Here is a 24452-nt window from a genome sequence, read left to right as displayed (position 1 = left end):
TTCTAAATTTATGTTATTATTAGTCATGGGTATACAGTTCCTTTCAATGAATTTAGTCGTTTATGATTGTACTGTATATCAACTTTTTTTTAACTTATATTTTGGACACTTACTATTTTAATTTAGGATTAGCATTCTTTTTTACATATTCCCTTGCTATTACTAAGCCATTTATGGTATATTATTCTAGTAACAAAAAGGAGAGAACAATGAAAGAATTAAAAGGATTAAATGGATTACGTGCTGTTGCTGTAATTTTAGTAATAATCTACCATTTTTTTCCTAATGTCCTTCCAGGAGGATTTTTAGGAGTTGATCTATTTTTTGTCCTATCGGGATATTTAATTACATCAATATTAATAGAGAAAACAAACTTTAGTATAAAAGATTTTTATTATAAACGTTTCAAAAGATTATTCCCAGTATCTTTTACAATGCTTGTTATCCTAACTATAGTATTAGGATTAACAAATAGAGACTGGTTAATTAAAGAAAGAAGTAACATTTTACATGGATTTATATATAATTCAAATTTACATTCAGTTTTAAGTAAATCAAGTTACTTTGATAATTTCTCTATAGCTTCACCAGTAAAGCATTTATGGTCACTTGCTATAGAAATGAAATTCTATATCTTCTTCCCGTTAATATTTTTAACTAATTTTGGAAGAAAGTATATAAGAGAGATATTAATAGCTTTAACTATAGTTTCATTAGGATACTTAAATTATCTATATATTAAAGATCCTAAAAACTTATCAATAATATATTATCTATTAATTACAAGAGTTTATGCATTATGCATAGGAGGAATATTTGCAACATTTATATCACTAGGGAATATATCTAAAAAGAATTTACCTCTAATTTCAAAAATTATTGGATTTATACTTCTTGGATTATCAATTTATACTATGACATTTGTAGATGAACAATCTATCTTCCTATATAAATATCTGGGTGTATTAGGATATTCAATAATTTTTGGATTCATCATTTTATTCTTAGCTAAGTCTAAAATATTAGGAATCTTTAATTACATAGGTAAATTATCATACAGTATATACATATGGCACTATACAATATTTGTATTAACAACTCCATATGAAGAATATTTAAATCCAAATTTCAATAATGTAATGATAAGAATAGCGCTTACATTCTTAATATCAATGTTTTCATATCATTTTATTGAAGAGCCAATTAGAAAAGAAGGATTTAAAAAATACTTTGAGAATTCAGCAATAGCTATGATATCATTACTATTATTTGTATTTTCAACTGTATCACTTGCAGGTATGAATTTAGAACTATGGAGTTATAGGCTAATAGATGAAAATGAAGTAGGACTTAAATCACTTGAATTAAATGTTGATAAGATTAATATAGAGACAGAAAAGCCAAAAGTTGAAGAAGTAAAGATAGAAAAGAAGAAAATAAACAAAGTATTAATGTTAGGAGATTCATTAGGAATTAATATAGCTTATGCTTGGGCAAAAGTGCTTCCAATACTTGAAGTAGATGCTCAAACAGGTAGATTTTTCTATGATGCTATAGGCCTATCTAAAAAATACAGTAAATACAATAGTCCAGATGCTAACGTAGTAATAATGTTAGGTACTAATGGACCTATAGCTTTAACAGAACTTGAAGCTATTAAAAACAACTTTAATAAGGCTAACTTATTCTTTATTAACGTAAATGTTCCAAGAAAATGGACATCAGGAGTTAATAAGACATTAGAAGAAGCAAAAGCTAAATACAGTGACATTAAGATTATAGACTGGCATTCATTATCTAAAGGGCATCCAGAATACTTTAGAAAAGATAGAGTACATGTTAATGAGCAAGGTGCTGAAGTACTTATTAAAGAAATAATGAAGGTTATGGATTCTGAATACAATATTCCAGCAAATGCACAACCTAAATTACATATAGTTCATGAATTAAGAAGTAAAAGCAATAAAAAGAAATAATCCGGATTTAAAAATCCGGATTATTATTTTATTTCTATCAATATTTCAAAGTAACCTGAGTAATTACCACTCTTATTTCCTTTATCTATAGAATATTTTATAGGATGTATCGTATAATCCTCTGTTTCATATTCTTTTTTTACAAGTTTTTCTAATATATCTACATTTTTACCTTTTATTGTATATTCATATTTTTTTATTTCATATATATCTTCTTGTAAATATATTAAATTAGCTATTTTGGTAGCACCATTTTCTTGTTTAACATAAACGTTTTCATAAGTTTCCACTTCAACTACTTCTGAATCTATACCTACTTTTTCTTCATATTTTTTAAACTCTTCTAACTTAATATCTCTATCTATTAAATAGTAATAATATGAAGATAAAGTTTCTTCATCCTGATCTGTAATATTTTCCATACTTTGTAATGTTTTAAAGTTATTTACCATTCTTCTTTCTGTTAATGAGAATGCATTGTAATAAGGGATAAAGAATACTATAGCAATGAATGCAACAAAGGCTTTTGCATAATTCACTGTCTCTATATCTTTAAATAATTGTAATAATAGTACTATTAGTAAGAAAATCCCAAATGCTAGGATAAAGTATCTATTTTCTGTTACATCATATATTGCTATTTGTCTTATAGCTATATATATCATATATCCCACTAAAGGTAATGTAAGAACAGGAACATATTTTTTCTTAATAACAGTATTTAATCCTGCCATCATATATCCAAGCCATAATATTAAGTGCATCATTATACTTTGTTTATTTGAGAAAAGTCCCATATATAGTATAGTTATGAAAGCTAAAATAAATAGTGAAAATATGTTATTTATTGCCTTAGATTCTATTTTCTTTCTAGTAGTATAAAACAGAGTAAATATTACTGTAAATATTACTACCCAAATAGATGTAACTATTTTAAAATTAATATTAATACGGAATAACTCATAGGTAATTGCAATTAATGCTGCAAAAAGAATTGTTGCAAATGCCCCTATTCCAAGATGAATTATATAGTTAATAAATATATTATTAAAATTAAGTCCATCTCTTAATAGTTTGGCAAAGAATATGAATATTATTATCCCTAATATTCCTGCTATCATTTTCTGGTTTCTAACATTTAGATCTCCTACACCTACAAGTAGATAAGAAAGTCCTGAATAAAACGCTGAAACTCCTAATACTTTTAAATGTATAAACTTCTTATTTTCAAAAATCGTATATCCAAGTCCAGTTGATATTAATCCTACTACTATAAAAGCACCTAAAGTATTATCTTCAATAAAGTATTTATCTATACTATTTATATATATTATTAATATTAAGGCCCAAAATGCTGTAATTGGATAATTAATTAATCCTTCTATTTTATTTATTATTTTTTTCATATCTCTCCTTTCATTTTGAATATTATATTATTTTTATATCTTTTTTGATACATAAAAAAGAAAACTTTCAGTCTCTTGAAAGTCTTCTATAAGTTATTTATTATTTATCTTCTCCTACAACAATGTAAGGTTGTAATTGTAATGGTTTTTTAGCAATACTTCTGTCATGCCACATATAGAACCATCTTTCAAGTGGATATACATAGTACCCATCTTGTGAGTGGTCACTTGTATCATAAGGATCTGCAAATATTAATGTGTCATCTCCTATAGTTGGAGTTCCATTATTATCATATCCTATGATAGCTTGCCAGTGTCCATTCCAGTCTGCCCATTCAACCATTATAGGTCTACCTTCTTTTAAATGTCCTGTTAACCATTTTACAAAATATGAATCTTTTGCATCTGTTACCCATTTATCTGTGTTAGGGTCATTTTCACTTGCATATAGACTCACGTTGTTAAATACTCTCTTAATGTTCCCAAAATCAGCTTCTGGTACTAAATCTTTATTTGAATAAAGATCTTCTGGTTTAGGATTAGCTTTGTAGTTTGTTTCATAAACCTTTACACCTTTAACTGCACTAAAAAATTCAAACATTTGTTCTACGTCTGTCCCGAATTCACCGAAATTATCTGCTGTTCCTGGTTTAGCATTTGGCGTATCTAAATCTGTTGAAGATTTCATAATTTCTGCTATAGCCATTTCTGTAAATTTGTTTTTAATTCCCATGTTTTCTAAAACCATTAAAGCAGTAACATTACCACAAGACCATTCTGTAGTCTGTTGCATTGTTCTAAACTTCTCAATGATAACTAATGTGTCATCATTTTTTAAATTAAAGTAATCTGGATTTTTATAAAATCTTGACTCACGATTATCTCCAGCATTTCCATAGCTGTCTGCACCTGTATTCTCATCATTGTCTACACCTTGAATATATCTTTCAACTGTAGAGTCCTGTGCATAGTTTACAGTACTAAATACTGATGTTAATAATCCCAAACATAATAATGTTTTAAAAATTTTTTGGTTCAATTCTATTGTACCTCCTAATAATATAAATTGAGATAATAATACATTATTTTTTCCCTTATGTCAATATATTTTTATTGAATTTTTAATAAGTTTTTTGCAAGTTTTTTTATAAAATAAAAATTATATTTTTAAACTATCTTATTTATTAAATTTTTTTCTACTTCCTGGTTTTACTAAAAGTAAATCTGTTTCTTTACATAATGGACATTCGTCTTTATCATAGCTTTTTACTTCTAGTTTTATAGCTGAATATAGAGGGTAATCTAATTTAATATTTTCACCAGTTCTATCAACTATAGATGCAATACCTACAACTTCTGCTCCTAGTTCTTCTAATACTTTTATAGTCTCAAGAGATGATTTCCCTGTAGTAACTACATCTTCAACTATTAATACTTTTTCTCCTGGATTAATGAAGAATCCTCTTCTTAAAGTCATTAAATCATTTTCTCTTTCAGTAAACATACATCTTGCTTTAATAGCTCTTCCAAGTTCATAACTTATTACTATTCCACCCATAGCTGGACCTACTACAGCATCTACTTTTACATTGTCTTTATCTAATTTTTCTTTGATAATTTCACATATTTTTTCTGCTCTTTCAGGATACATTGTTACTTTAGCACATTGAACGTATCTATCACTATGTCTTCCTGATGATAATAAAAAATGTCCTTCAAGTAATGCTTCACTTTCTCTTAATAATTCTAAAACTACATTTTCACTCATTTAATAACACCTCTTATTTCATTTAAATTTTTTATTCCTTGTTCTTCACAAAATCTTTCTATACCTTCAACTATTTCTTCCATTACACATGGATTTATAAAGTTAGCTCCTCCAACTTGTACTGCTGTTGCTCCAACCATAATAAATTCAATAGCATCTATTGCATTCATGATTCCACCCATAGCTATAACTGGAACATTAACAACACTACATACATCTCTTACCATTCTAAGTGCTATAGGTTTTACCGCTGCACCAGATAGCCCTGCTGTAATATTATCAAATACAGCACGTCTTTTATATACATCAACTGCTAATGCATTAAATGTATTAACTAAAGATAGACAATCTGCTCCAGCCTTAACACAAGTTTTTGCCATATCCTTAATGTTTTCAGCATTAGGTGATAATTTAACCATTAATATTTTATCTGTAGCTGCTCTAACTTGTCTTACTATTTCATATGCAGTATCACATTTAATTCCAAATGCCATTCCACCTTCTTTAACATTAGGGCAAGAAATATTTAATTCTATTATTCTAATATCAGTTTTATTGATTAATCTTACAGATTCTAAGTAATCCTCTATTTGAGATCCACCTATATTAGCTATAATTTCAAACTCATATTTCTTCATTTCATGATATTCATTTTCTATAAAGCTTTTAATACCTGGATTTTGAAGTCCTATACTATTCATCATTCCAGCTGGTGTTTCATATATTCTTATTCCAGTATTTCCTTCTCTAGGATTTAAAGTTAATCCCTTAGTTGAAATACCACCAATTTTATTTAAATCTATATAGTCCTTAAATTCTACACCAAATCCTACAGTACCTGATGCTCCTATTACAGGGTTTTTAAGTTTAATACCACAAATATCTACTTCTAAATTCATAGCATCACCTCATCTGTATAAAATACCGGACCTTCTTTACACATTCTCTTCATACCATTACTAGTCTTACAACTACATGCAAGACAAGCTCCTATACCACAAGCCATTCTTGATTCCATAGATAATTGTATTGGAGATTTAAATCCTAATTTTTTTATTGCTCCCATCATAGGTTCTGGACCACATACGAATATTTCATCATATTTATCTTCTAATATTTCAGTAACAAATCCTTCATGTCCAACACTACCTGTATTAGTAGTAATAAATATATTATTTACATATGGTTTAAATTCATCTACAAAATACACTTCATCTCTATATCCTAAGTATAGATCTATCTCAGCATTTAAGTTTTTAGCTAAGTAAAGTAATGGTGCTATACCTATACCTCCACCAACTATAGCTAATTTCTTATTTTCTTTACCTTCAGTATAGAATCCATTTCCTAAAGGCCCTAACACTTCTATTTCTTCTCCTATTTTTTTCTCAGACATTATTTTAGTTCCTTTACCTACTACAACATAAAGTAATACTAAAGTATCTCCTTCTATATCACATATACTTATAGGTCTTGGCAATAAATTAGTATCTTCAAAGCATTTGATCATATAGAACTGTCCTGGTTTTGCATCAAATTCACCTTTTACTTTCATAAGATATATACTGGGTGATATTTCTTTATTTTCTAGTATTTCTACTTTCTTATATCCCATTTATATCCACCAGCATTTTTAATACTGCATCTCTTGTGTATTCTTTGAACTTTTCTTCACCATCTTCATATTTTTTATAGTTTGTTATTATACCTCTTGAAGAGTTTACTACTCCTCCATTGAAATCATTTAAATACATTCTAACATCTTCTGCTTTTCCACCTTGAGCTCCATAACCTGGAAGCAAGAAGAATGAATTATTAAATCTTTCTCTTATTTTAGTAGCTTCTTCACTATGAGAAGAACCAACTACTAAACCTAGTGATGAATATCCACATTCACCTACATATTTATCTCCTAATTCTTTTAATCTATCTCCTAGTTTAAAGAATATTTCTTCTCCATCACTTAAAAGACATTCTATATCTTTAGCCCCAGGGTTAGATGTTCTAAGTAGGACAAATATACCTTTAATTCCTTTTTCTAAATAAGGTAGATAAGCTTCTAAAGTATCTAGACCCATATATGGATTTATAGTTATGAAATCTGCTTCAAATTCTCCTTCAAAGTGTGCTCTTGCATACTCTTTAGCAGTTGCAGCTATATCTCCTCTTTTAATATCTCCTATAGATATTAAGTCTAATTCTTTTAAATATTTCATAGTTTTTATATATGCTTTTAATCCATCTATACCATTTGCTTCATAATATGCAATTTGTAATTTATATACTCCACATATATCTTTTGTAGCATCTATTATATCTTTATTAAAGTTAAATAGTATATCTTCAACATTATCATATTTTTCTTTAATATATTTAGGAACATAATCTAAATGAGAATCTAAACCTAAACATACAAAGCCTTTTTCTTTTACAACGTTATATAGTTTATCTATTATCATATATTATCTTCTCCATATTTAATTATTCCATCTTTAAATGTTGCTATAACTTCACCATAAAATTCTTTTTGATCAAATGGTGTATTTTTACTCTTAGAAAATAATTTTTCTGCTTCTATTTTTACTTTTTTATCTAAATCTAATACTACTAAATCAGCATTATATCCTTCTTTAATTAAACCTTTATTTACTCCTAAAGATTTAGCTCCAAATCTAGACATTAATGAAGACAATCTCTTAATATCTAATCCATTTTCTCTAACTAATACTGTATAACTTATACAGAATGCACTCTCTAGTCCTACCATACCTGGTGCCCCTTTAGCTTTATCTTCAGGTGAATGTGGAGCATGGTCTGTAGCTATAGTATCTACTACTCCATCTTTAATAGCTTTTATTAATCTTTCAACATCAGCTTTTGCTCTTATAGGTGGATGAACTTTATAGTCCATATCATAAAGTGATATATGATGAGGTGCAACCTCACAAGTTATTTCATATCCTTCTTTTTTAGCTCTTTCTATTGCTTCAATAGATCCAATTGTACTTACATGGCAGAAATGTAATCTTGCATTTAAAGCTTTTGCAATTTCTATATCTCTTATAGTTTCTAAATCTTCACCTAATCTATAGTCTATTTTAGAAATATTAGCATCTTCTGCATGTATTAATATTAGTTTGTTATGTTCTTTTGCTTTTTTTAATGCTTCATATAGGACATAGCTAGTAGTAATTCCTTTCCCATCATCAGATAGAGTTGGACTGTCAAATTTTGAATAATCTACTAAAGTTTGTCCATCAAAATTTTCAGTTACTGAAACTACTTGGAATAGATCTATTAAATTAAGCTCTCTTCCTCTTCTCATAATATCTTCATAGATTTCTGGTGTTGATACTATAGGGTTAGTATTCGCCATCATATTTACTGTAGTATATCCTCCACGAAGTGCTGCAAGTGATCCAGTATAAATATCTTCTTTATATGTAAATCCTGGATCTCTAAAGTGAGCATGCATTTCAACGAAAGCTGGCATTACAGTATATTTTTCAAGATTTATTACCTTAGCTTCATCAGCCTCTATATTTTTTCCTACTTTTTGTATTTTTCCATCTTCTATTAATATATCTAATATTTCATCAGTATTTTCATCTACTACTCTAGCATTTTTTAATAATAGCATTATTATTTACCTCCAACGTTTTGAAAATGATCACAGTAATGACATTTATATGTTCCTTTTTCTTCGTCTACTAACACAAATTCATTTTTGATATTTTCGTGCATAGTTATGCAACGAGGGTTTTTACATTTAATATATTCTTCAACTTTTTCTGGTAATTTAATTTTTATTTTTTCTTTTATTTCTTCATTTTCTATAATATTTACTGTTACATTTGGATCTATTAATCCTAAAATTGAAAAGTCTATATCTATGTTATTTTCAATTTTTATCATATCTTTTTTTCCATTTTTCTTAGATTCTGCATTCATTATTAAAGCAACTCTATATTTAGCTTTATCAAGTTCTAATAATTTAAATATTTCATAACCTAATCCTGTTTTAATATGGTCTATAACTATACCTTTACTTATACTATTTATATTTAACATTATCTTACCTCCAATAATCTTAATATTAATGCCATTCTAACTATCATACCAAATCTTACTTGTTCAAAATATTTTGCTCTTGGATCTTTATCTACTTCTACAGCTATTTCATTAACTCTTGGAAGTGGATGTAATATAATTAAATCTTCTTTTGCATGTTCTAATTTTTTGTTATCTAATATATATGTATCTTTAAGTCTCATATAGTCAGCTTCATTGAAGAATCTTTCTCTTTGAACTCTTGTCATGTATAGTATATCTAATTTATCCATTACATCTTCTAAGTTTCTTACTTCAACAAATTCTATATTTTTCTTAGTTAAATCCATTTTTATATATTCAGGTATTTCAAGTTCTACTGGAGAAATGAATATGAATTTATTGTTAGGGAATTTAGAAATTGTTTTAACTAGTGAATGTACTGTTCTACCAAATTTTAAATCTCCACATAAACCTATAGTTAAGTTTTCTAAAGTATGTTTAGTTTCTTTAATAGTTAATAAATCAGTTAGTGTTTGAGTTGGATGTTGATGTCCACCATCTCCAGCATTAATAAATGGAACTGATGAATTTTGTCTTGCAACTTCAGCAGAACCTTCAAGTGGATGTCTCATTGCAATAATATCAGTATATGCAGCAACTGTTCTGATAGTATCTGCTAGGCTTTCACCCTTCATAACACTAGAACCTTTAGGTTCAGGTATATTAATATATGAACCTCCAAGTCTTACCATAGCAGCCTCAAAAGATAGTCTTGTTCTTGTTGAAGGCTCAAAAAAAAGAGAACCTAAAACTTTTCCATTACATAAATTAGAAAAATTATTCGGTTCTCTATAAATATCACTTGCTAAATTTAATAAATCAACTAATTCAGGAACTGTAAAATCATCTCCTGTAACCAGTGATCTAATTTTCTTTTCTTTTAAAAATTTTTCAGCCACATTAATTCCTCCTAAAATTTTTATTTCTTTAACATTTTTATCATTATACACCAAAGAGGTATAATTATCAAGAGGAATTTTTAATTTTGAAAATATTTTTCTATTAGAATCTTAAAGTTGCACTTAAACCATTTCTAATATAGAAGGCATGTATATTTTTACCATAAAATACTAATGGTGCACTAAAGTGATATCCTAAAGATAAATTCTTAATAGGATTAAAATTAAGATCCAATCCAAACATGAATTCAGATACAGGTTTATCCCAATTTGAAACTCCACCACTTACTTTCTTTTTTATAAATGAAGATTCAACATCATTAATTGCATATTTAGATATTTTTGATAAATCTACACTTGCTCCATGTTTTAATTTATTAAAGTATGGACTTGCAGATAGATCTGCATTACCATATTTCTTAAGATTATTATTAGCATCTCTATCAAATACTTCTATTTCTATTTCTTTTAATTTAGCTTTATCAGTATTTGCTTCATTTTTTAAATATCTTGCATATTCTATCTTGTTATATATATTTCTAGTATAAAGTCCTTCAAATATGAATGAAGGTTTTATATCAAAATATTTATTAGGTTTAAATGTATATGAAACATTTAATTTTGGATTTATTGTAAACTTATTGTAGTCTATATTTACTTTTGATATGAAATCAAGTTTCTCAACAGTTCTTCCATTTTTTACAAGTCCTGCAGGACCAACATATTTAAACATAGCATAGTTTAGAATTTCTTCTCCTTCACTACTAAACTTAATAGTTCTAAAGTTAGTATCTACTTCTCCCTTAAAGTTAAATTGTTTACCTTTATATCCAAATTCTATATCATTATTTATACTTAACATTGACTCATTTTCTTTTATTTTACTATCACTAGATATCCAATCTGAGAAGTTTCTCTTAGGATATTTATTATATATGTATCTTTCATAGAAATCTACATTTCTTGTAAGTACTGTTTTGTCAGTCTTAACTATTTCCTTACTTCCACTATTAAAATGTCCATAAGAATCAAAAGTAACATATATTGGTTTTTTCTTGTATTCATACTCTAAATTAAATCTATACCCATGAGTATATCCATTTTCATTATTTTTAACTTTAAACTTCTTATCATCACTTAATGCTTCTATGTTATCTCCTAAAGCACCTATTATTTCTTTTTGATAACCAGCTTGCCTATATTCATGTTCACTCTTATTAAATTGTAATCCAGCAAACATATCAAAAGTTTCTAAATTAGATGGATTAAAGAATAAGTCATCTAATTTCCCTCCTTTAATTAAATCTTTTATTATTGCATCCCCATCTTTAATATAGTTAATTAAAGCATTGAATGAGAATTTTTGTTCAGCTCTTTTAGCAATATCTGCAAATCTAACTATAGAATTTTTAAATTCTGTATTAAATATAGCGTTTTGAGCATCATGAGGAACTACAAAAATTCCTTTATCTACAGCTGTTGATCCATACTTTGTTAAATCTACTTTTAATCGTGTTCCATTAGGTTTAACAAAAGTAGGTTCTTTTTTTACTGTTTCTTTAGGAACTATTATTATATCTGGCAATGGTTTTTCAGTCTGTCTTTTTTTAATATTTGCCGCACTATCCTCATATGGTATAGGTGGAAGTGCATTAGATAAATATTCTCTATATTCTCTTGGAATTAAATGTAATCCATGAAAATCTGATAATGGTTCCTTAATATCTATATTTAGTTCATCCATTACTTTATCTATTACCGTATTTATGATAGCATCTCTTTTTCCATTTTTATTGTTTATAATATCTTCAATATCAGTTTTTAAAGTAGGTTTAAATACTTGGCCTATAAGGTTTAAATCTATTCTTCTATTTCTAATAGTATTGAAGATTAATTCATCATCTTGTATATTATCTTTAACTATTTGTACTGTTTCACTCATTAATTTTTCAACTAAAGTTTGTCCAAATAGTGCTCCTGTAGGTTCTCCTACAGTTCTTATACTTCCGTTCATTCCACTTAAGTGACCCTTTTTAGGATCTCTTAGACCTATAACTCTGTAAGCTTCATTACCATTAGCATCCTTTATTCTTCCATCTATGTTATAGTTAATATCTATTATTCCTCTACCAAGTTCCCAATTTTTAAAATATTCTACATTTCTATTACCCATGGCAAAAGTCTTAATATCTTTAGCAGCATAAGCTAGAGCATCTTTATCTGTATTTTTAGCTATTTCATAAGCTAAAGATACATTTAGAGAATGTTCTTTATTATCTATGGCTTTTACCCTAATTCCAGGTGATAAACTATAGTCTTTAACACTATCTAAACTTCCATTAAATTTAAAAAATATATCTGGACTTACAATATATTCTATAGGTACTACTCTACCTTCAATATCTAATTGAAGCTTTGATTTAGGATCTCTATATCCTTCTTCAGAATACTTATTTAATCCTGGAGTACTATTTTCATATCCTGTAATATATACATTAGAATTTAATTTTACTTTGTCTGTGTCTACATTTGCATAAACATACATCCTATTAACATCAAAAATATTAAATCCTTGATCTAATCTATGCGGTCTTGCTTTAACTACTGCACCTAGTTCTGTTCCTATGTCTTTAATTTTAACCTTAGCATCAAATAAAGTTTTATCAAATTGAACTTGTCTACTTACATATCTTTTAGAAAATTCAAAATCTACCTCATCTTGATTAGAAACAATAATTGGAGCAGGTTTATCTCCAACTGGAGTTAATACTACATTAGGTTTTTTTGTAGTAAAACTAGGTATTACTGGTTCAGTTTCATCAAATTCATTATCTCTTGGTAATGCCACCGTTAATATTTCTACTATCTGAGCTGCAGGTGTTGAAAGTCCTTCTGCACCCCAAGTTGCATTAAACACTGTTTTAATTTCTGTTTCTATTTCTAAAGCATTTGCAATATTAGCTAAAAGAAATAGGAATAGTATTTTTTTCTTCATTTATATCTCCTTTTTTATACCAATTACACAAATTCTAGCATTATTACTAGTAGTAGTCAATTGAAATATAAAAAATGCTATCCAATTTATCGCATAAATTTTCAAGCATTTTCATATTTTCTAATCCTATTCTAATTTTTCTCTTAGTTAAATCTTTATATCCTGTGTTAAAATATACTCAAATAGAAATCCAACTAATTCATTATATATTTTCAAAAACTCCCTATAACAGGGATTTTTTTTTACTCAAAATTAATCATCAAATCTAGGATAAATAAATGGTTGTTCACTTACGTGATTTTCTCCATTATTATTTTCATGTCTTACTTCTTCAGTAGTATGAGCACTGTGATTTACTACAGTTTCTGATACTGGTTTAATTTCATTATCAAATCCTGTAGCAACTATAGTTACTCTTGTATCTATTGAATTTTCTTCTGTCATTACTCCAAGCATTACATCTAAATCTGGATTTTCTGAATAAGCTATTACTTCTTCTACTATGTTTTGGAAGTCTTCAAACGATCCATCTGGTGACATAGTAATATTTAATAATAGTTTCTTAGCACCTTTAATATTTCTATCAAGTAATGGACTTTCAATAGCTTCTCTAACTGCAGACAATACATCTTTACCTTGTTCAGCAATTCCTAATCCTACTACTGCTTCTCCAGCATCTTTCATAACTTGTTTAACATCAGCGAAATCTATATTAATTAATCCTTCTTTAGTGATTATTTCAGCTATACCTTTAACTGATCTAAATAATACTTCATTTGGAGCTAAGAACATAGATCTAACTTTATTAGTTGATGTTTTATATGATAATAACTTATCATTAGGTATTACTATTAAAGTATCTACATTTTTCTTAAGTTCGCTAATTCCATTTTCAGCATTAGTTCTTCTTCTTGGTCCTTCAAATTTAAATGGAGTTGTTACAACAGCTATAGTTAATATATTTAGTTCTTTAGCAATTTCAGCAACTATTGGAGATGCTCCTGTTCCAGTTCCTCCACCCATTCCTGCAGTGATAAATATCATATCTTGACCTTGAATTACTTTTTTAATTTCACTTCTCATTTCTTCAGCAGCTGCTCTTGCAACAGATGGATCTCCACCCGCTCCTAAAGTTCCTATAGATAATTTAATATCTGCTGCTTTTTTTTCTAAATCTTGATAATCTGTATTTATCGCTATATATTGCACACCTTCAATGTTGTATTCTTTCATGTAATCAACGGCATTACCTCCACCGCCACCTACTCCTATGATACTAATTTTAGCACCTTGAACATTAGCATTAACTGCTTGGTGTTGCATATGATTCATATATACTTGTTGTGGTTGTTGTTGATAACCGTAGTTGTTATTGAAATTACCTTCCATTGTCATTCCTCCATTTTAATTATTTTACTGCTATATCTTTAAATCTTAAATCTATATATTCTAAGTAATTTTCTTTAATCTCTTCAGAATATACCTTATATGCTAATTCATATTTTTTTGATTCTATATCTTTGTATGTAAATACATTAGTTCCATCAAGTAATGTTAAAACATACATCTCTTTAGTACTATATATTTCAGAAATTAAGTGATATAACTTAGTATCTAAAATATTTGATAATAGTTCTTTTAAATCTTCTACTTCTTCTTCCTTTATCTCTATAATAGGGAGATTATCTTCTTTAACTTCTTTATAGTAAGCAAAAATATTTAAATTTCTGTCTATATAGTAGTATTTATAGTTTTTACTAATTATCCCTATAGGAATTCTTTCTTCTATATTAATATTGATAGTATCTGGAAATTTTCTTGATATATCTACTCTTTCAATTCTAACATCTTCTTCTAATCTATTTCTCATTTCTGATAAATCAAGACTAAATAAAGATTGTCCTTTTAAATTGTCAAATTTAGAAGAAATATCTTCTTTAATTAAAGAAATATTTCCTTCAACATTTACATTCTTAACTAGAAAGAAATCACTTTCAATAAATAAGAAAATAACATATACAAAAGATATTAATAATAGTAATTTAATAATATATCCCTTCATTTTTCCTCTTTCAAATAGTTGTATATAGTTATTCAATATAATTATACAACATTATAACCGTTTTTGTCTACCTAAATTATTTACCAACACAAAATTTTGCAAAAATGTGATCTAGTATATCTTCTGATGTAATTTCTCCAGTAATTTCTGATAAAGAATCTAATCCTTCTTTTAAATCTACTGAAATTAAATCAAGTGGCATACCCATATCTATAGTTTCAAATATGTTTTTGATAGAATCTTTAGTTTTTTCTAGTGCTGTTTTATGTCTAATATTTGTTAATATTAATCTCTCAGAACTATCATCTATTTCATTATCTGTAATGAATTCATAAATTTCATTTTCCATCTTATCCATATTTATATTATTTTGAGCTGAAATTTCAACTATATTTGTTAAGTTATATTTAGAAATATCTAGTTTTCTTTCTAAATCTATTTTATTTAATAAAACTATATATTGTTTTTCAAGTTCTAATACTTTTTCTATAACTTTAACATCTTCTTCTTCAAGAGGTTTTGAACTATCAAGTACTAATAATACAAGATCTGCAACTTCAATAAACTCTAAACTTTTCTTAACTCCTATATTTTCAACTATATCATCAGTTTCTCTAATACCTGCTGTATCTACTAATACTAAAGGTATACCTTTAATATTAATTATTTCTTCTATAACGTCTCTAGTAGTACCTGGAACTGAAGTAACTATAGCTCTTTCTTCTTGTAATAAAGTATTTAAAAGTGTAGATTTACCAACATTTGGTTTACCTACTATTACAGTTTTAATTCCTTCTTTTATTTTCTTTCCTTTATCATATGAAGATATTAATATATCTGCTTTTCTATATACTTCTTCTAATTTTTGTCTTAATTCTATAGGAAGTGGATCATCTATTCCTTCCTCAGGATAATCCATAACTACATTAACATGCGCAGTTATATCAAGAAAAGCTTCTTTAAATTCTTTTATTTGATCTCTTAAACTACCTTTTAATTGATTTAGTGAAAGGGAAACAGATTTCTCTGTTTTACCATGTATAATATCTATTACTGCTTCAGCTTGTGATAAATCTATTCTACCATTCATGAAGGCTCTCTTTGTAAATTCCCCTATTTCTGCCATTCTAGCACCTTTTTTTAGCACTACTTCTAATATTTTTTTAGTAGTATAGTATCCACCGTGACAGTTTATTTCAACTATATCTTCAGTAGTATATGAACGAGGACCTTTCATTCTACTTACTAATACTTCATCTATAGCCTTATCACCATCATATATATATCCATAATTTAGTTTATAGTTTCCTAAGTCTTTATTTTTACTATATGGCTTAAAGATTTCATCTAGTATTTTAAATGCTTCATCCCCTGAAATTCTAACTATCCCTATTCCTGATTCACCTCTTGCAGTTGATATAGCTGCTATTGTATCAAAAAACATTTTTCCTCCCTATATATATTAAAAGCCCTGTGGACAGGGCTTTTATTATTTTTTATTTTTTAATTTTATTACTAAGCATCTTTTTGGCTCTACCCCAACACTTATAGTTTCTAATCCTGGTATTTTACTAATTTCTTCATGTATTATTTTTCTTTCTCTTGAAGGCATAGGATTTAATTTAACTTTTCTCTGTGTCTTCATAACAGTCTTAGCTGTTTTTTGTGCTAAATCTCTTAAAATGCTTTCTCTTTTTTCTTTATAATTATTTGAATCTATAAACACTTTAATATTTTTAAATTCTTCTAGTGACATTAATAAATATTCAAGTGATGATAAAGATATCCCTTTTTCACCTATGATATATCTAATTTCTTCTCCAGTTAATTCCACTTTATATACATTGTCATTAACTGTAATATCTTTAATACTAATATCTAAGTTAGCTGTTGCTAAGAATTCTTTGATGATTACATTTAATCTTTCAATTTTTTTATCTTTTTCTACAACTGGCTTAGCTTGTACTTTCTTTTCTACTGGTTTTTCTACTGGTTTTTCTTTTTTTACTGGTTGTTTTTTAACATGTTCTTTTTTAGGTGCTTTATGAACAGGTTTTTCTCTATCCTTCTTAACTATGTTAATTAAGTATTCTCCATCTCTACTAAAGAATAAGAATTTAAAAGGTTTTTTTAATTCTTTAATTTCAATAGTTTCATCTTCAGCTAAAGTAATTAAATCTTTAATTCTTTCTCTTAATTCTGCTTCACTTTTTGAACGTAATACTTTCCCCTCCATTACATATCTCTCCTATTCATAACATAGAACTGTTGTAATACAGATAATAAAGTATTAACAAAATAATAAAGGTTTAATCCTGATGGCATCTTATAGAAGATGAATAACATCATTATAGGCATAACATACATCATAGTTTGCATGCTGCTTGCCATTGGATCATCAGTATTAGTTGTTTGAGTCTTAGCTTGCATTAATTTTTGTTGTGCAAATGTAAGTACTGTAGTTAATAATGGTAATAAGTTAACTGAGAATCCAGCTATATTGAATAATGCATCTGGTTTACTTAAGTTAAACCATAAGAATGTGGCATCTTGTGGTAATGCATTAGTTATGAATGCTTGGTATAAAGCAACGAAAACTGGTAACTGTATTAATAAAGGTAAACATCCACCTGCTGGGTTTACTTTTTCTTGTTGATATAGTTCCATAGTTTTTTGATTTAACATTTGTTTATCATCTTTATACTTTTCTTTAAGAGCATCAAGCTTAGGCTGTATCTCTCTCATTCTTTTCATTGATTTTTCTTGTTTTAATGTTAAAGGCATTAATAAAAGCCTAACTAAAAATGTTGTAATAATAATTGCTATCCCATAATTACCAACAAATCCATAGATTAATGTTAATAACTTAACGGCAGCAGTAACTAACCAATCTGGCGCTAAAAAACTTCCTAAAATCATAATTTTCCTTTCTATACTAACGGATCATTTCCACCGGGATGAAAAGGATGGCATTTTAGTATTCTTTTTATAGCTAAATATGAGCCTTTTATGGCCCCATATTTCATAATCGCTTGTTTAGAATACTCTGAACAAGTTGGATAAAATCTACATACTCTTGGTGTGTGTCTTGAAATGTGTCTTTGGTAAAAGTTAATTAGACTTATTAAAATTCTTTTCATTTTTCTTCCTTCTAAATATATTTTGTAAATCCATTTCTACATCTTGGTATTTAATATCTTTCATTTTATCTTTAAAGATACTCTTTGCTACAAGTACATATTCTTTATCTTCTCTAAATAAGTGAAGGTTTAACCTTGCAGCTTCTCTTAGAAGTCTTTTGGCTCTAGATCTATATACAGAATTACCGGTTTTCTTACTAGCAACAAAACCTAATTTTTGATTTTTCCCATTACATTCAAAAATTAGGACATATTTCCCGGATAACTTTCTACCTTTATTATACACCCTATTAAATTCTTTGTTTTTTCTCAACTTTTCCATACTTTTACTCCATGTTTTTAAAAAAAACCGGTGTAATCAAATGTCACCGGTTATGCTGATAATTTTGCTCTTCCTTTTGCTCTTCTTCTCTTAAGAACGTTTCTTCCACTCTTAGTTTTCATTCTTAATCTGAATCCGTGATCCATTTTTCTTTTTCTTTTATTTGGTTGATATGTTCTTTTCATTATATTATTTTCCTTTCCTTTGTTTCTAAATCGTTGCGATACATTCCATATTTTATACTAAATATGCAAACTTGTCAAGTTTTTTTTCTTTACAATTAAAGTTTTAAAAAATGCAATTAAAAAGATATACTTTCATTAGAATATTGCTTTAAATATCCCTAAAATTTTACACTTAAAATTAGCGTTTAAAAACTACTTCACGTCACTAAGATTAAAGAGATTTTGTATTAACATATTTTTATTTGCACTTTACATCAACATCATTTAAATATAGACAACTCTCTTTTTATATCACAGTAAAATAATTTGTTTAATTTAGTAATATATTAAAAACAGATTTATTCCTTTAAAATATATTATAAGTTTAATTTTCTAATTGTATTTAAAAGTTTTCTTATTCCTAGACTTAGCTTCATATCCTAAAAATCTTAATTTTAGAAATCTTGTATAATTTTATATTTCATTTTTCCAAATTCTATTTTAAAATCCTCTATTTTTAATTGTTTATTTATTTTGTAATCTTTCTTTTTATTTTATACTAAATATTCTACTTTTCATTACTATATTTCTAATATATTTATTATACATCCCTATAGATTTAATATTCTTACTTAATATATTTAATTTAATTTTTAAACATTTTTTTCATATTCTTTTATATTACCACCAGAATTTAAAACTTTCGCTAAATATTCTGATGTTTTTAACCCATAACTTATGCCTTCTGCTGAACTTGGACTAATACTTCCAGACGCTTCACCGATTAAAAATATATTTTCTTTTCCAAAGTTAATCTGCGATAAATTCAAAGGTCTTTCTATGTATGTTCCTTCACTTTTAACCTTTTCTCCAAAAATTATTCCTCTTTTTTCTAGTTTTTCTTTAAGTTTTAAAAATTTTTGATTAACATTTTCTTTTAAGAAAGCTCCACCTAAAATTATATATTTATTTTTAGGTATAATCCAAGAATAAAAATCTGTCAATTCTTCATCAAATATCGCAAATAGTTCTTTAATATTTGATGTATTTTCATACCACTCTTGTATTGATGTATACAGTTTAGGGTTTTCATTTGGAGTTATTAACTTTCTTCTAACAAAAGAATTTGCTCCATCTGCTCCAACTATATATTTAGCCTTAACTTCTTCATTTTTAAACCTAACTATATATCCATCTTCTACTTTTTCTATGCTCTTACAAAGACTATCTACTCTTTTTTCAACAGTTTTTGGTATTAATGAGAATAGCCATCTATCAAATTTTTCTCTATCCATATTAAAGTAGTGTTTTTGATATCTTCTTTCTATATCATTATCTAAATCTATACTTTTTACAGCAAAAACTTGATCTTTAACTAATACATCTTTAGGTAAGGATAAGTTAAATTTTGCAAGCATATGTTGTGCATCTGGTGCAAGTAATCCACCACACACCTTGTTCTTAACATTATTATCTTCAAACATATTTCTTTTTTCTATTATCATTACCTTAAAGTTTGGAGATAACAACCTTGCAAGATTTGAACCTGCAGGCCCTCCACCTATAATACATATATCAACTACCAAGCTATATCTCCTTTTTTATCTTCTCTAATAATTCAATAGTTTCGTTATAGTTAAAACTTTGATTAATTAACCCTTTCATTTCCTCTATGCCTTGAATTTTCTCAAGATACCACATTACATACTTTCTAATATCTGGAAAATATATCTCCTCATTATCTATGCTGTATTGATTTACATGTTTAATAGCCATATTTATTCTATCCATGTCTGTAACTACAGTTTTAACTTCACCATATTCAAGCATCTCTTTAATTTGAGTAATTAACCATGGATTTCCAAGTATTCCTCTTGCAAGCATTATCCCATCTACATTTGAATACTTAATTTTTTCTACTGCATCTTTTGCATCAAATATATCTCCATTACCTATAACCTTAATATTTACATTATCCTTAACTTCTTTGATATAGTTCCAATCTGCAGATCCTGTATATTTTTGTTCTCTTGTTCTACCATGAATAGTAATATGTGAACAATTTAGTTTTTCTGCAATTTTTGCTATTTCTAAATAGTTTTCAGGTTTATCGTAACCAACTCTAATCTTTAAAGATAAATTAGTTTCAGGATTAAGCACTTCTCTTAATGCTAGAAGTATTTCTTCTATTTTTTTAGGATCTTTAATTAAAGCTGAACCATGTCCTGAATTAACTATTTTCTTCATAGGACATCCACAGTTTAAATTAATTTCCTTAACTCCCATACCTTCTACATATTTAGCTGCCTTTTGCATCAATTCTATATCTTTACCAAATATTTGAACCGCATTATTTTCTCTTAATTTTAATAATTTAGGTACTTCAGTATATGTTAATTGATTTACACTAACCATTTCAGTAAAAGTAAGATCTGGCTTAAATTCTTCTATTAATGTTCTAAAAGTATAGTCTGTTACACCTGCCATAGGTGCTGTATATATTTTAACTCCCATCATTACTCCACTATAATTATTTCTGTTTCTAACATAATTCCAGTTTCGTCATTTACTACTTTCTTAACATGTTTAAGTATTTCTTGTATATCAGTAAATTTAGCATTACCTAAGTTAGTTATGAAATTAGGATGTACTGGTGATACTTGAGCATCCCCTACTCTAAATTCTTTTAATCCACAGTCAGAAATTAATTGTGCCGCAAATGTTCCTTGTGGATTTTTAAATGTTGACCCAAGGTTAGGATAATTTAATGGATGTTTTGTTTTTCTTTGATTATATTTATCTTGGCTTGCCTCTTTATCAAAACCATAAGTTAATTTTAATAAAGTAGAAACTACTACCCATTTATTATCTTTTATTTCTGTTCCTCTATATCTAAAGTCCATATTCCCTTTTTTAAGAACTTTAATACCTACTTTAGGATCAAATACTTCTACCTCTTCAACTACATCAAAAATTTCTGTTCCATAAGCTCCAGCATTCATATTTGTTATTCCACCAAAGCTTCCTGGTATCCCTGACATATTTTCTATTCCAGATAAGTTGTTTTCTTCCATAAATTTAATGAAGTCATTGAAATCTACTCCAGAATATACTCTTACTAAAGCATACTCATCATTTTTTTCTTCTAAAACTATATCTTTCATATCTTTTAAAGTTACAAATGAAATATCTAAATATCCATCAGCTATTAATGTATTAGTTCCATTTCCTATTAAATATATTCTATCTCTAGTTTCATATACTTCTTTTAATTCTTCTTTATTTTCTATAAATATTAATTCTTTAGCCGTTCCTCCAACTTTCATATTAGAGTATTCTTTTATACTTACATCATTTAATATTCTCATTATTTTACCATCTCTACAAATTTATGACCAAATGCTGAAACACTACCTGCACCCATAAATATGTATACCTTTCCTTTTTTATCTTCTTTTAATAATAGATCTATTAACTCTTCTTTTTCGTATACCTTAGAATGATCTCCTATTAACTTAACTAAGTCTTCTGAACTTACATCATATATATTTACTTCACTAGCTGAATATATTGGAAGTACGAATACTCTATCTGCTAGAGCTAAACTTTCTGCAAATTCATTTAAGAAGAATTTAGTTCTTGAATATCTATGTGGTTCAAATATTACTATTATTTCTTTTTTCTCATTCATTTTAGCTGCATTAATAGTTGCTTTAATTTCTGTTGGATGATGTGCATAATCATCTATTACTCTAAAGTCTTCATCATATATTACTTGATATCTTCTATTTGCCCCTCTAAAGTTTTCTATTCTTTCTTTAACTTTTTCTAAATCAAGTTTTTCTTCATCAGCTATATATATTACTGCTAATGCATTTGAAACATTATGCATACCTGGAATTGATAATTTAAATGTTCCAAGTTCTTTTCCATTTTTAATTACATCAAAATATGTTTTCCCACCCACACTATGAATATTTTTTGCATATATGCTTACTTTATCCTTATTTTCTTCATGTACTGAATAGAATACTAATTTATCATCACTATATGTTCTGATTTCTTCACAGTCATAACATGCAAGAACCATCTTCTTAGTTTGACTTATGAATTGTCCGAATGACTTTTTGATATTTTCTAAACTTCCATGAAACTCTAAATGGTCTGCCTCTATATTAGTTATTACTGAATAATATGGATGCATATATAGGAAAGAGTTATCACTTTCATCAGCTTCAGCTATAAAGTAATCTGAATTTCCTACTTGAGAGTTAGATGCTATTTCTGGAACTATACCTCCTACTGCAACATATGGATCTTTATCTAAAAATGCTACTGTTGCAAGTGATGAAGTTGTTGTTTTACCATGTGTTCCTGCTACTGCAATTCCAAGAGGTAATTTATCCATTATCTCAGCAAGTAATTCTCCTCTTCTTACCATTTTAATATTTTTTTCTACCATATACACGTATTCTGGATTATCTTGCTTAATTGCTGTTGAATACACATAAAAATCTATTTCTTTACCTTCAACATTTTCTCTTTTCTGTTCTATATATACTTTTATTCCATTATTTTCTAATTTTTTACTTATTTCTTTATATGCTATATCAGAACCAGATACTTCATAACCAAGTTCTTTTAGTATTAACGCAAGTCCACTCATACCTATTCCATTAATACCACTAAAAAATGCTTTTTTCATAATTTATTCCTCCATTTATATATGGTTATTCTTAATATTTAATTATACAATTTTTACAAGTAAAAATCAATGCAATTACCATATTTTGTTTTTTATGATATAATAAGGTGAAGGGAAGTGAAAAAATGATACCAAAATGTCCACAATGTCAAGGTGAATATGTATACGAAGATAACTTCATATATATTTGTCCTGAATGTTCACACGAATTTACTAAAGAAGAAACTGAAACAGAAGAATTTATTGTTAAAGATACAAATGGAGCAATCTTAAAAGATGGTGACAGCGTTACTATTATTAAAGATTTAAAAGTTAAAGGTTCATCAAATAGTTTAAAAATAGGGACTAAAGTCAAAAACATCAGACTAGTTCAAGATTCAGACCACAACATAGATTGTAAGATAGATGGATTTGGAGCTATGAGTTTAAAATCAGAATTTGTTAAGAAAATAAATTAGGGCTGTTGAAAAGTAAGAGTTTTTTTCTTCCTCAATAGTCTCCTTAAAAAAAGGTGATTCGGGATTTTAAAAAAATCCTTGAATCACCTCTTTCTTTTCTGTATAATTTAATCGCCAAACCAAATAAACAGAAAGGGGTGATAAATATGATATCTAAAATCAAATTTATCTTCACCAATACTATTTTAACAAATTCTTTAAATTCTATCAAGCCTTATTCTTCTAATCAACATATGAAACATATCTCTAACTCTATTGATAAATTTCTTGCTTGTGGTGACCTCTCTAAAGGTTTCATTTCATATAGATGTCATATGTGTAACTTTCAACATAAAATGAAACTTACTTGTAAATCTAGATTATGTAATTCTTGTGGATATAATTACTCTATTAAATGGACTAACTCCATCACTAATCAATTAATTAATATTCCTCATAGACATG

Annotated in this window: 25 protein-coding genes; 3 read left to right on the top strand and 22 right to left on the bottom strand. The window is 27.3% G+C overall.

Annotated features, from left to right (window positions below; all coding sequences use genetic code 11):
• The first annotated feature begins 209 nt into the window (after positions 1 to 209).
• Entirely contained in the window at positions 210 to 1976 is a 1767-nt protein-coding gene (locus tag GM111_RS06815) for an acyltransferase family protein (protein WP_197034525.1), read from the top strand.
• Positions 1977 to 1999: 23 nt separating this feature from the next.
• Here GM111_RS06815 and GM111_RS06810 read toward each other — a convergent pair whose 3' ends face one another.
• The 22 genes from GM111_RS06810 to murC form a co-directional block, all read right to left on the bottom strand.
• Positions 2000 to 3382 carry a DUF4153 domain-containing protein gene (locus GM111_RS06810; protein WP_156300361.1) on the bottom strand — a complete coding sequence of 461 codons (1383 nt, stop codon included), beginning with the start codon at positions 3380 to 3382 and terminating at the stop codon, positions 2000 to 2002.
• A 100-nt stretch (positions 3383 to 3482) separates the two neighbouring features.
• Positions 3483 to 4421 carry a papain-like cysteine protease family protein gene (locus tag GM111_RS06805; RefSeq protein ID WP_197034524.1) on the bottom strand — a complete coding sequence of 313 codons (939 nt, stop codon included), beginning with the start codon at positions 4419 to 4421 and terminating at the stop codon, positions 3483 to 3485.
• Positions 4422 to 4559: 138 nt separating this feature from the next.
• Positions 4560 to 5150 (bottom strand): orotate phosphoribosyltransferase, encoded by a 591-nt coding sequence (gene pyrE, locus GM111_RS06800; RefSeq protein WP_156300359.1) that lies wholly within the window; start codon positions 5148 to 5150, stop codon positions 4560 to 4562.
• Positions 5147 to 6049, bottom strand: a complete 903-nt coding sequence (locus tag GM111_RS06795) for a dihydroorotate dehydrogenase (RefSeq protein ID WP_156300358.1) — start codon at positions 6047 to 6049, stop codon at positions 5147 to 5149. Before GM111_RS06795 ends, pyrE begins: the two co-directional genes overlap by 4 nt.
• The gene (locus GM111_RS06790) at positions 6046 to 6765 is read right to left on the bottom strand and encodes a dihydroorotate dehydrogenase electron transfer subunit (protein ID WP_156300357.1); all 720 of its coding nucleotides are present in this window, start codon (positions 6763 to 6765) and stop codon (positions 6046 to 6048) included. The genes GM111_RS06795 and GM111_RS06790 overlap by 4 nt, the downstream gene beginning before the upstream one ends.
• Positions 6755 to 7609, bottom strand: coding sequence for an orotidine-5'-phosphate decarboxylase (gene pyrF, locus GM111_RS06785; protein ID WP_156300356.1), 855 nt, complete (start codon positions 7607 to 7609; stop codon positions 6755 to 6757). Before pyrF ends, GM111_RS06790 begins: the two co-directional genes overlap by 11 nt.
• Complete coding sequence (locus tag GM111_RS06780; protein ID WP_197034523.1) at positions 7606 to 8790, bottom strand: dihydroorotase; 1185 nt, start codon at positions 8788 to 8790, stop codon at positions 7606 to 7608. Before GM111_RS06780 ends, pyrF begins: the two co-directional genes overlap by 4 nt.
• A 2-nt stretch (positions 8791 to 8792) precedes the next feature.
• Positions 8793 to 9221, bottom strand: coding sequence for an aspartate carbamoyltransferase regulatory subunit (locus GM111_RS06775; RefSeq protein WP_156300354.1), 429 nt, complete (start codon positions 9219 to 9221; stop codon positions 8793 to 8795).
• Positions 9221 to 10162, bottom strand: a complete 942-nt coding sequence (gene pyrB / locus GM111_RS06770) for an aspartate carbamoyltransferase (RefSeq protein ID WP_197034522.1) — start codon at positions 10160 to 10162, stop codon at positions 9221 to 9223. Before pyrB ends, GM111_RS06775 begins: the two co-directional genes overlap by 1 nt.
• A 103-nt stretch (positions 10163 to 10265) precedes the next feature.
• Positions 10266 to 13157 (bottom strand): hypothetical protein, encoded by a 2892-nt coding sequence (locus tag GM111_RS06765; protein ID WP_156300353.1) that lies wholly within the window; start codon positions 13155 to 13157, stop codon positions 10266 to 10268.
• A 252-nt stretch (positions 13158 to 13409) separates the two neighbouring features.
• Complete coding sequence (gene ftsZ, locus GM111_RS06760) at positions 13410 to 14546, bottom strand: cell division protein FtsZ (RefSeq protein WP_197034521.1); 1137 nt, start codon at positions 14544 to 14546, stop codon at positions 13410 to 13412.
• 19 nt (positions 14547 to 14565) lie between these two features.
• On the bottom strand, positions 14566 to 15219 hold the full coding sequence (locus GM111_RS06755) for a cell division protein FtsQ/DivIB (protein ID WP_156300351.1): 654 nt from the start codon (positions 15217 to 15219) through the stop codon (positions 14566 to 14568).
• Positions 15220 to 15295: 76 nt separating this feature from the next.
• Positions 15296 to 16663, bottom strand: coding sequence for a tRNA uridine-5-carboxymethylaminomethyl(34) synthesis GTPase MnmE (gene mnmE, locus GM111_RS06750; RefSeq protein WP_156300350.1), 1368 nt, complete (start codon positions 16661 to 16663; stop codon positions 15296 to 15298).
• A 45-nt stretch (positions 16664 to 16708) separates the two neighbouring features.
• On the bottom strand, positions 16709 to 17455 hold the full coding sequence (locus GM111_RS06745) for a Jag family protein (RefSeq protein ID WP_156300349.1): 747 nt from the start codon (positions 17453 to 17455) through the stop codon (positions 16709 to 16711).
• A complete protein-coding gene (locus tag GM111_RS06740) occupies positions 17455 to 18138 on the bottom strand; it encodes a YidC/Oxa1 family membrane protein insertase (protein WP_197034520.1) in 684 nt (227 codons plus the stop codon). Before GM111_RS06740 ends, GM111_RS06745 begins: the two co-directional genes overlap by 1 nt.
• Positions 18139 to 18149: 11 nt before the next feature.
• A complete protein-coding gene (gene yidD, locus GM111_RS06735; RefSeq protein WP_156300348.1) occupies positions 18150 to 18359 on the bottom strand; it encodes a membrane protein insertion efficiency factor YidD in 210 nt (69 codons plus the stop codon).
• Positions 18331 to 18681: a ribonuclease P protein component gene (rnpA, locus tag GM111_RS06730; protein ID WP_156300347.1), complete on the bottom strand. Its 351-nt coding sequence runs from the start codon at positions 18679 to 18681 to the stop codon at positions 18331 to 18333. Before rnpA ends, yidD begins: the two co-directional genes overlap by 29 nt.
• Before the next feature lie 50 nt (positions 18682 to 18731).
• Entirely contained in the window at positions 18732 to 18866 is a 135-nt protein-coding gene (gene rpmH, locus GM111_RS06725; protein WP_012858146.1) for a 50S ribosomal protein L34, read from the bottom strand.
• Between the two features lie 632 nt (positions 18867 to 19498).
• The gene (locus GM111_RS06720) at positions 19499 to 20431 is read right to left on the bottom strand and encodes an FAD-binding protein (RefSeq protein ID WP_197034519.1); all 933 of its coding nucleotides are present in this window, start codon (positions 20429 to 20431) and stop codon (positions 19499 to 19501) included.
• A gap of 1 nt (position 20432) precedes the next feature.
• Positions 20433 to 21359 (bottom strand): tRNA dihydrouridine synthase, encoded by a 927-nt coding sequence (locus GM111_RS06715; RefSeq protein WP_156300346.1) that lies wholly within the window; start codon positions 21357 to 21359, stop codon positions 20433 to 20435.
• Positions 21360 to 21361: 2 nt separating this feature from the next.
• Complete coding sequence (gene murB / locus GM111_RS06710) at positions 21362 to 22213, bottom strand: UDP-N-acetylmuramate dehydrogenase (RefSeq protein WP_156300345.1); 852 nt, start codon at positions 22211 to 22213, stop codon at positions 21362 to 21364.
• Positions 22213 to 23550, bottom strand: a complete 1338-nt coding sequence (gene murC / locus GM111_RS06705) for a UDP-N-acetylmuramate--L-alanine ligase (protein ID WP_156300344.1) — start codon at positions 23548 to 23550, stop codon at positions 22213 to 22215. The genes murB and murC overlap by 1 nt, the downstream gene beginning before the upstream one ends.
• A 125-nt stretch (positions 23551 to 23675) precedes the next feature.
• Here murC and GM111_RS06700 point away from each other — a divergent pair, with 125 nt between their 5' ends.
• Together GM111_RS06700 and GM111_RS06695 are read left to right on the top strand one after the other, a co-directional pair.
• Positions 23676 to 24008, top strand: a complete 333-nt coding sequence (locus GM111_RS06700) for a zinc ribbon domain-containing protein YjdM (protein ID WP_156300343.1) — start codon at positions 23676 to 23678, stop codon at positions 24006 to 24008.
• A gap of 146 nt (positions 24009 to 24154) precedes the next feature.
• On the top strand, positions 24155 to 24452 hold a 298-nt coding region (locus GM111_RS06695; RefSeq protein WP_269320147.1), incomplete at its 3' end, for a transposase zinc-binding domain-containing protein.

It is taken from the genome of Streptobacillus canis (assembly GCF_009733925.1).
GTDB classification, from domain to species: domain Bacteria; phylum Fusobacteriota; class Fusobacteriia; order Fusobacteriales; family Leptotrichiaceae; genus Streptobacillus; species Streptobacillus canis.
Note: the sequence above shows the minus strand (reverse complement) of the source record. Positions and strands in the feature narration are given on the sequence as shown.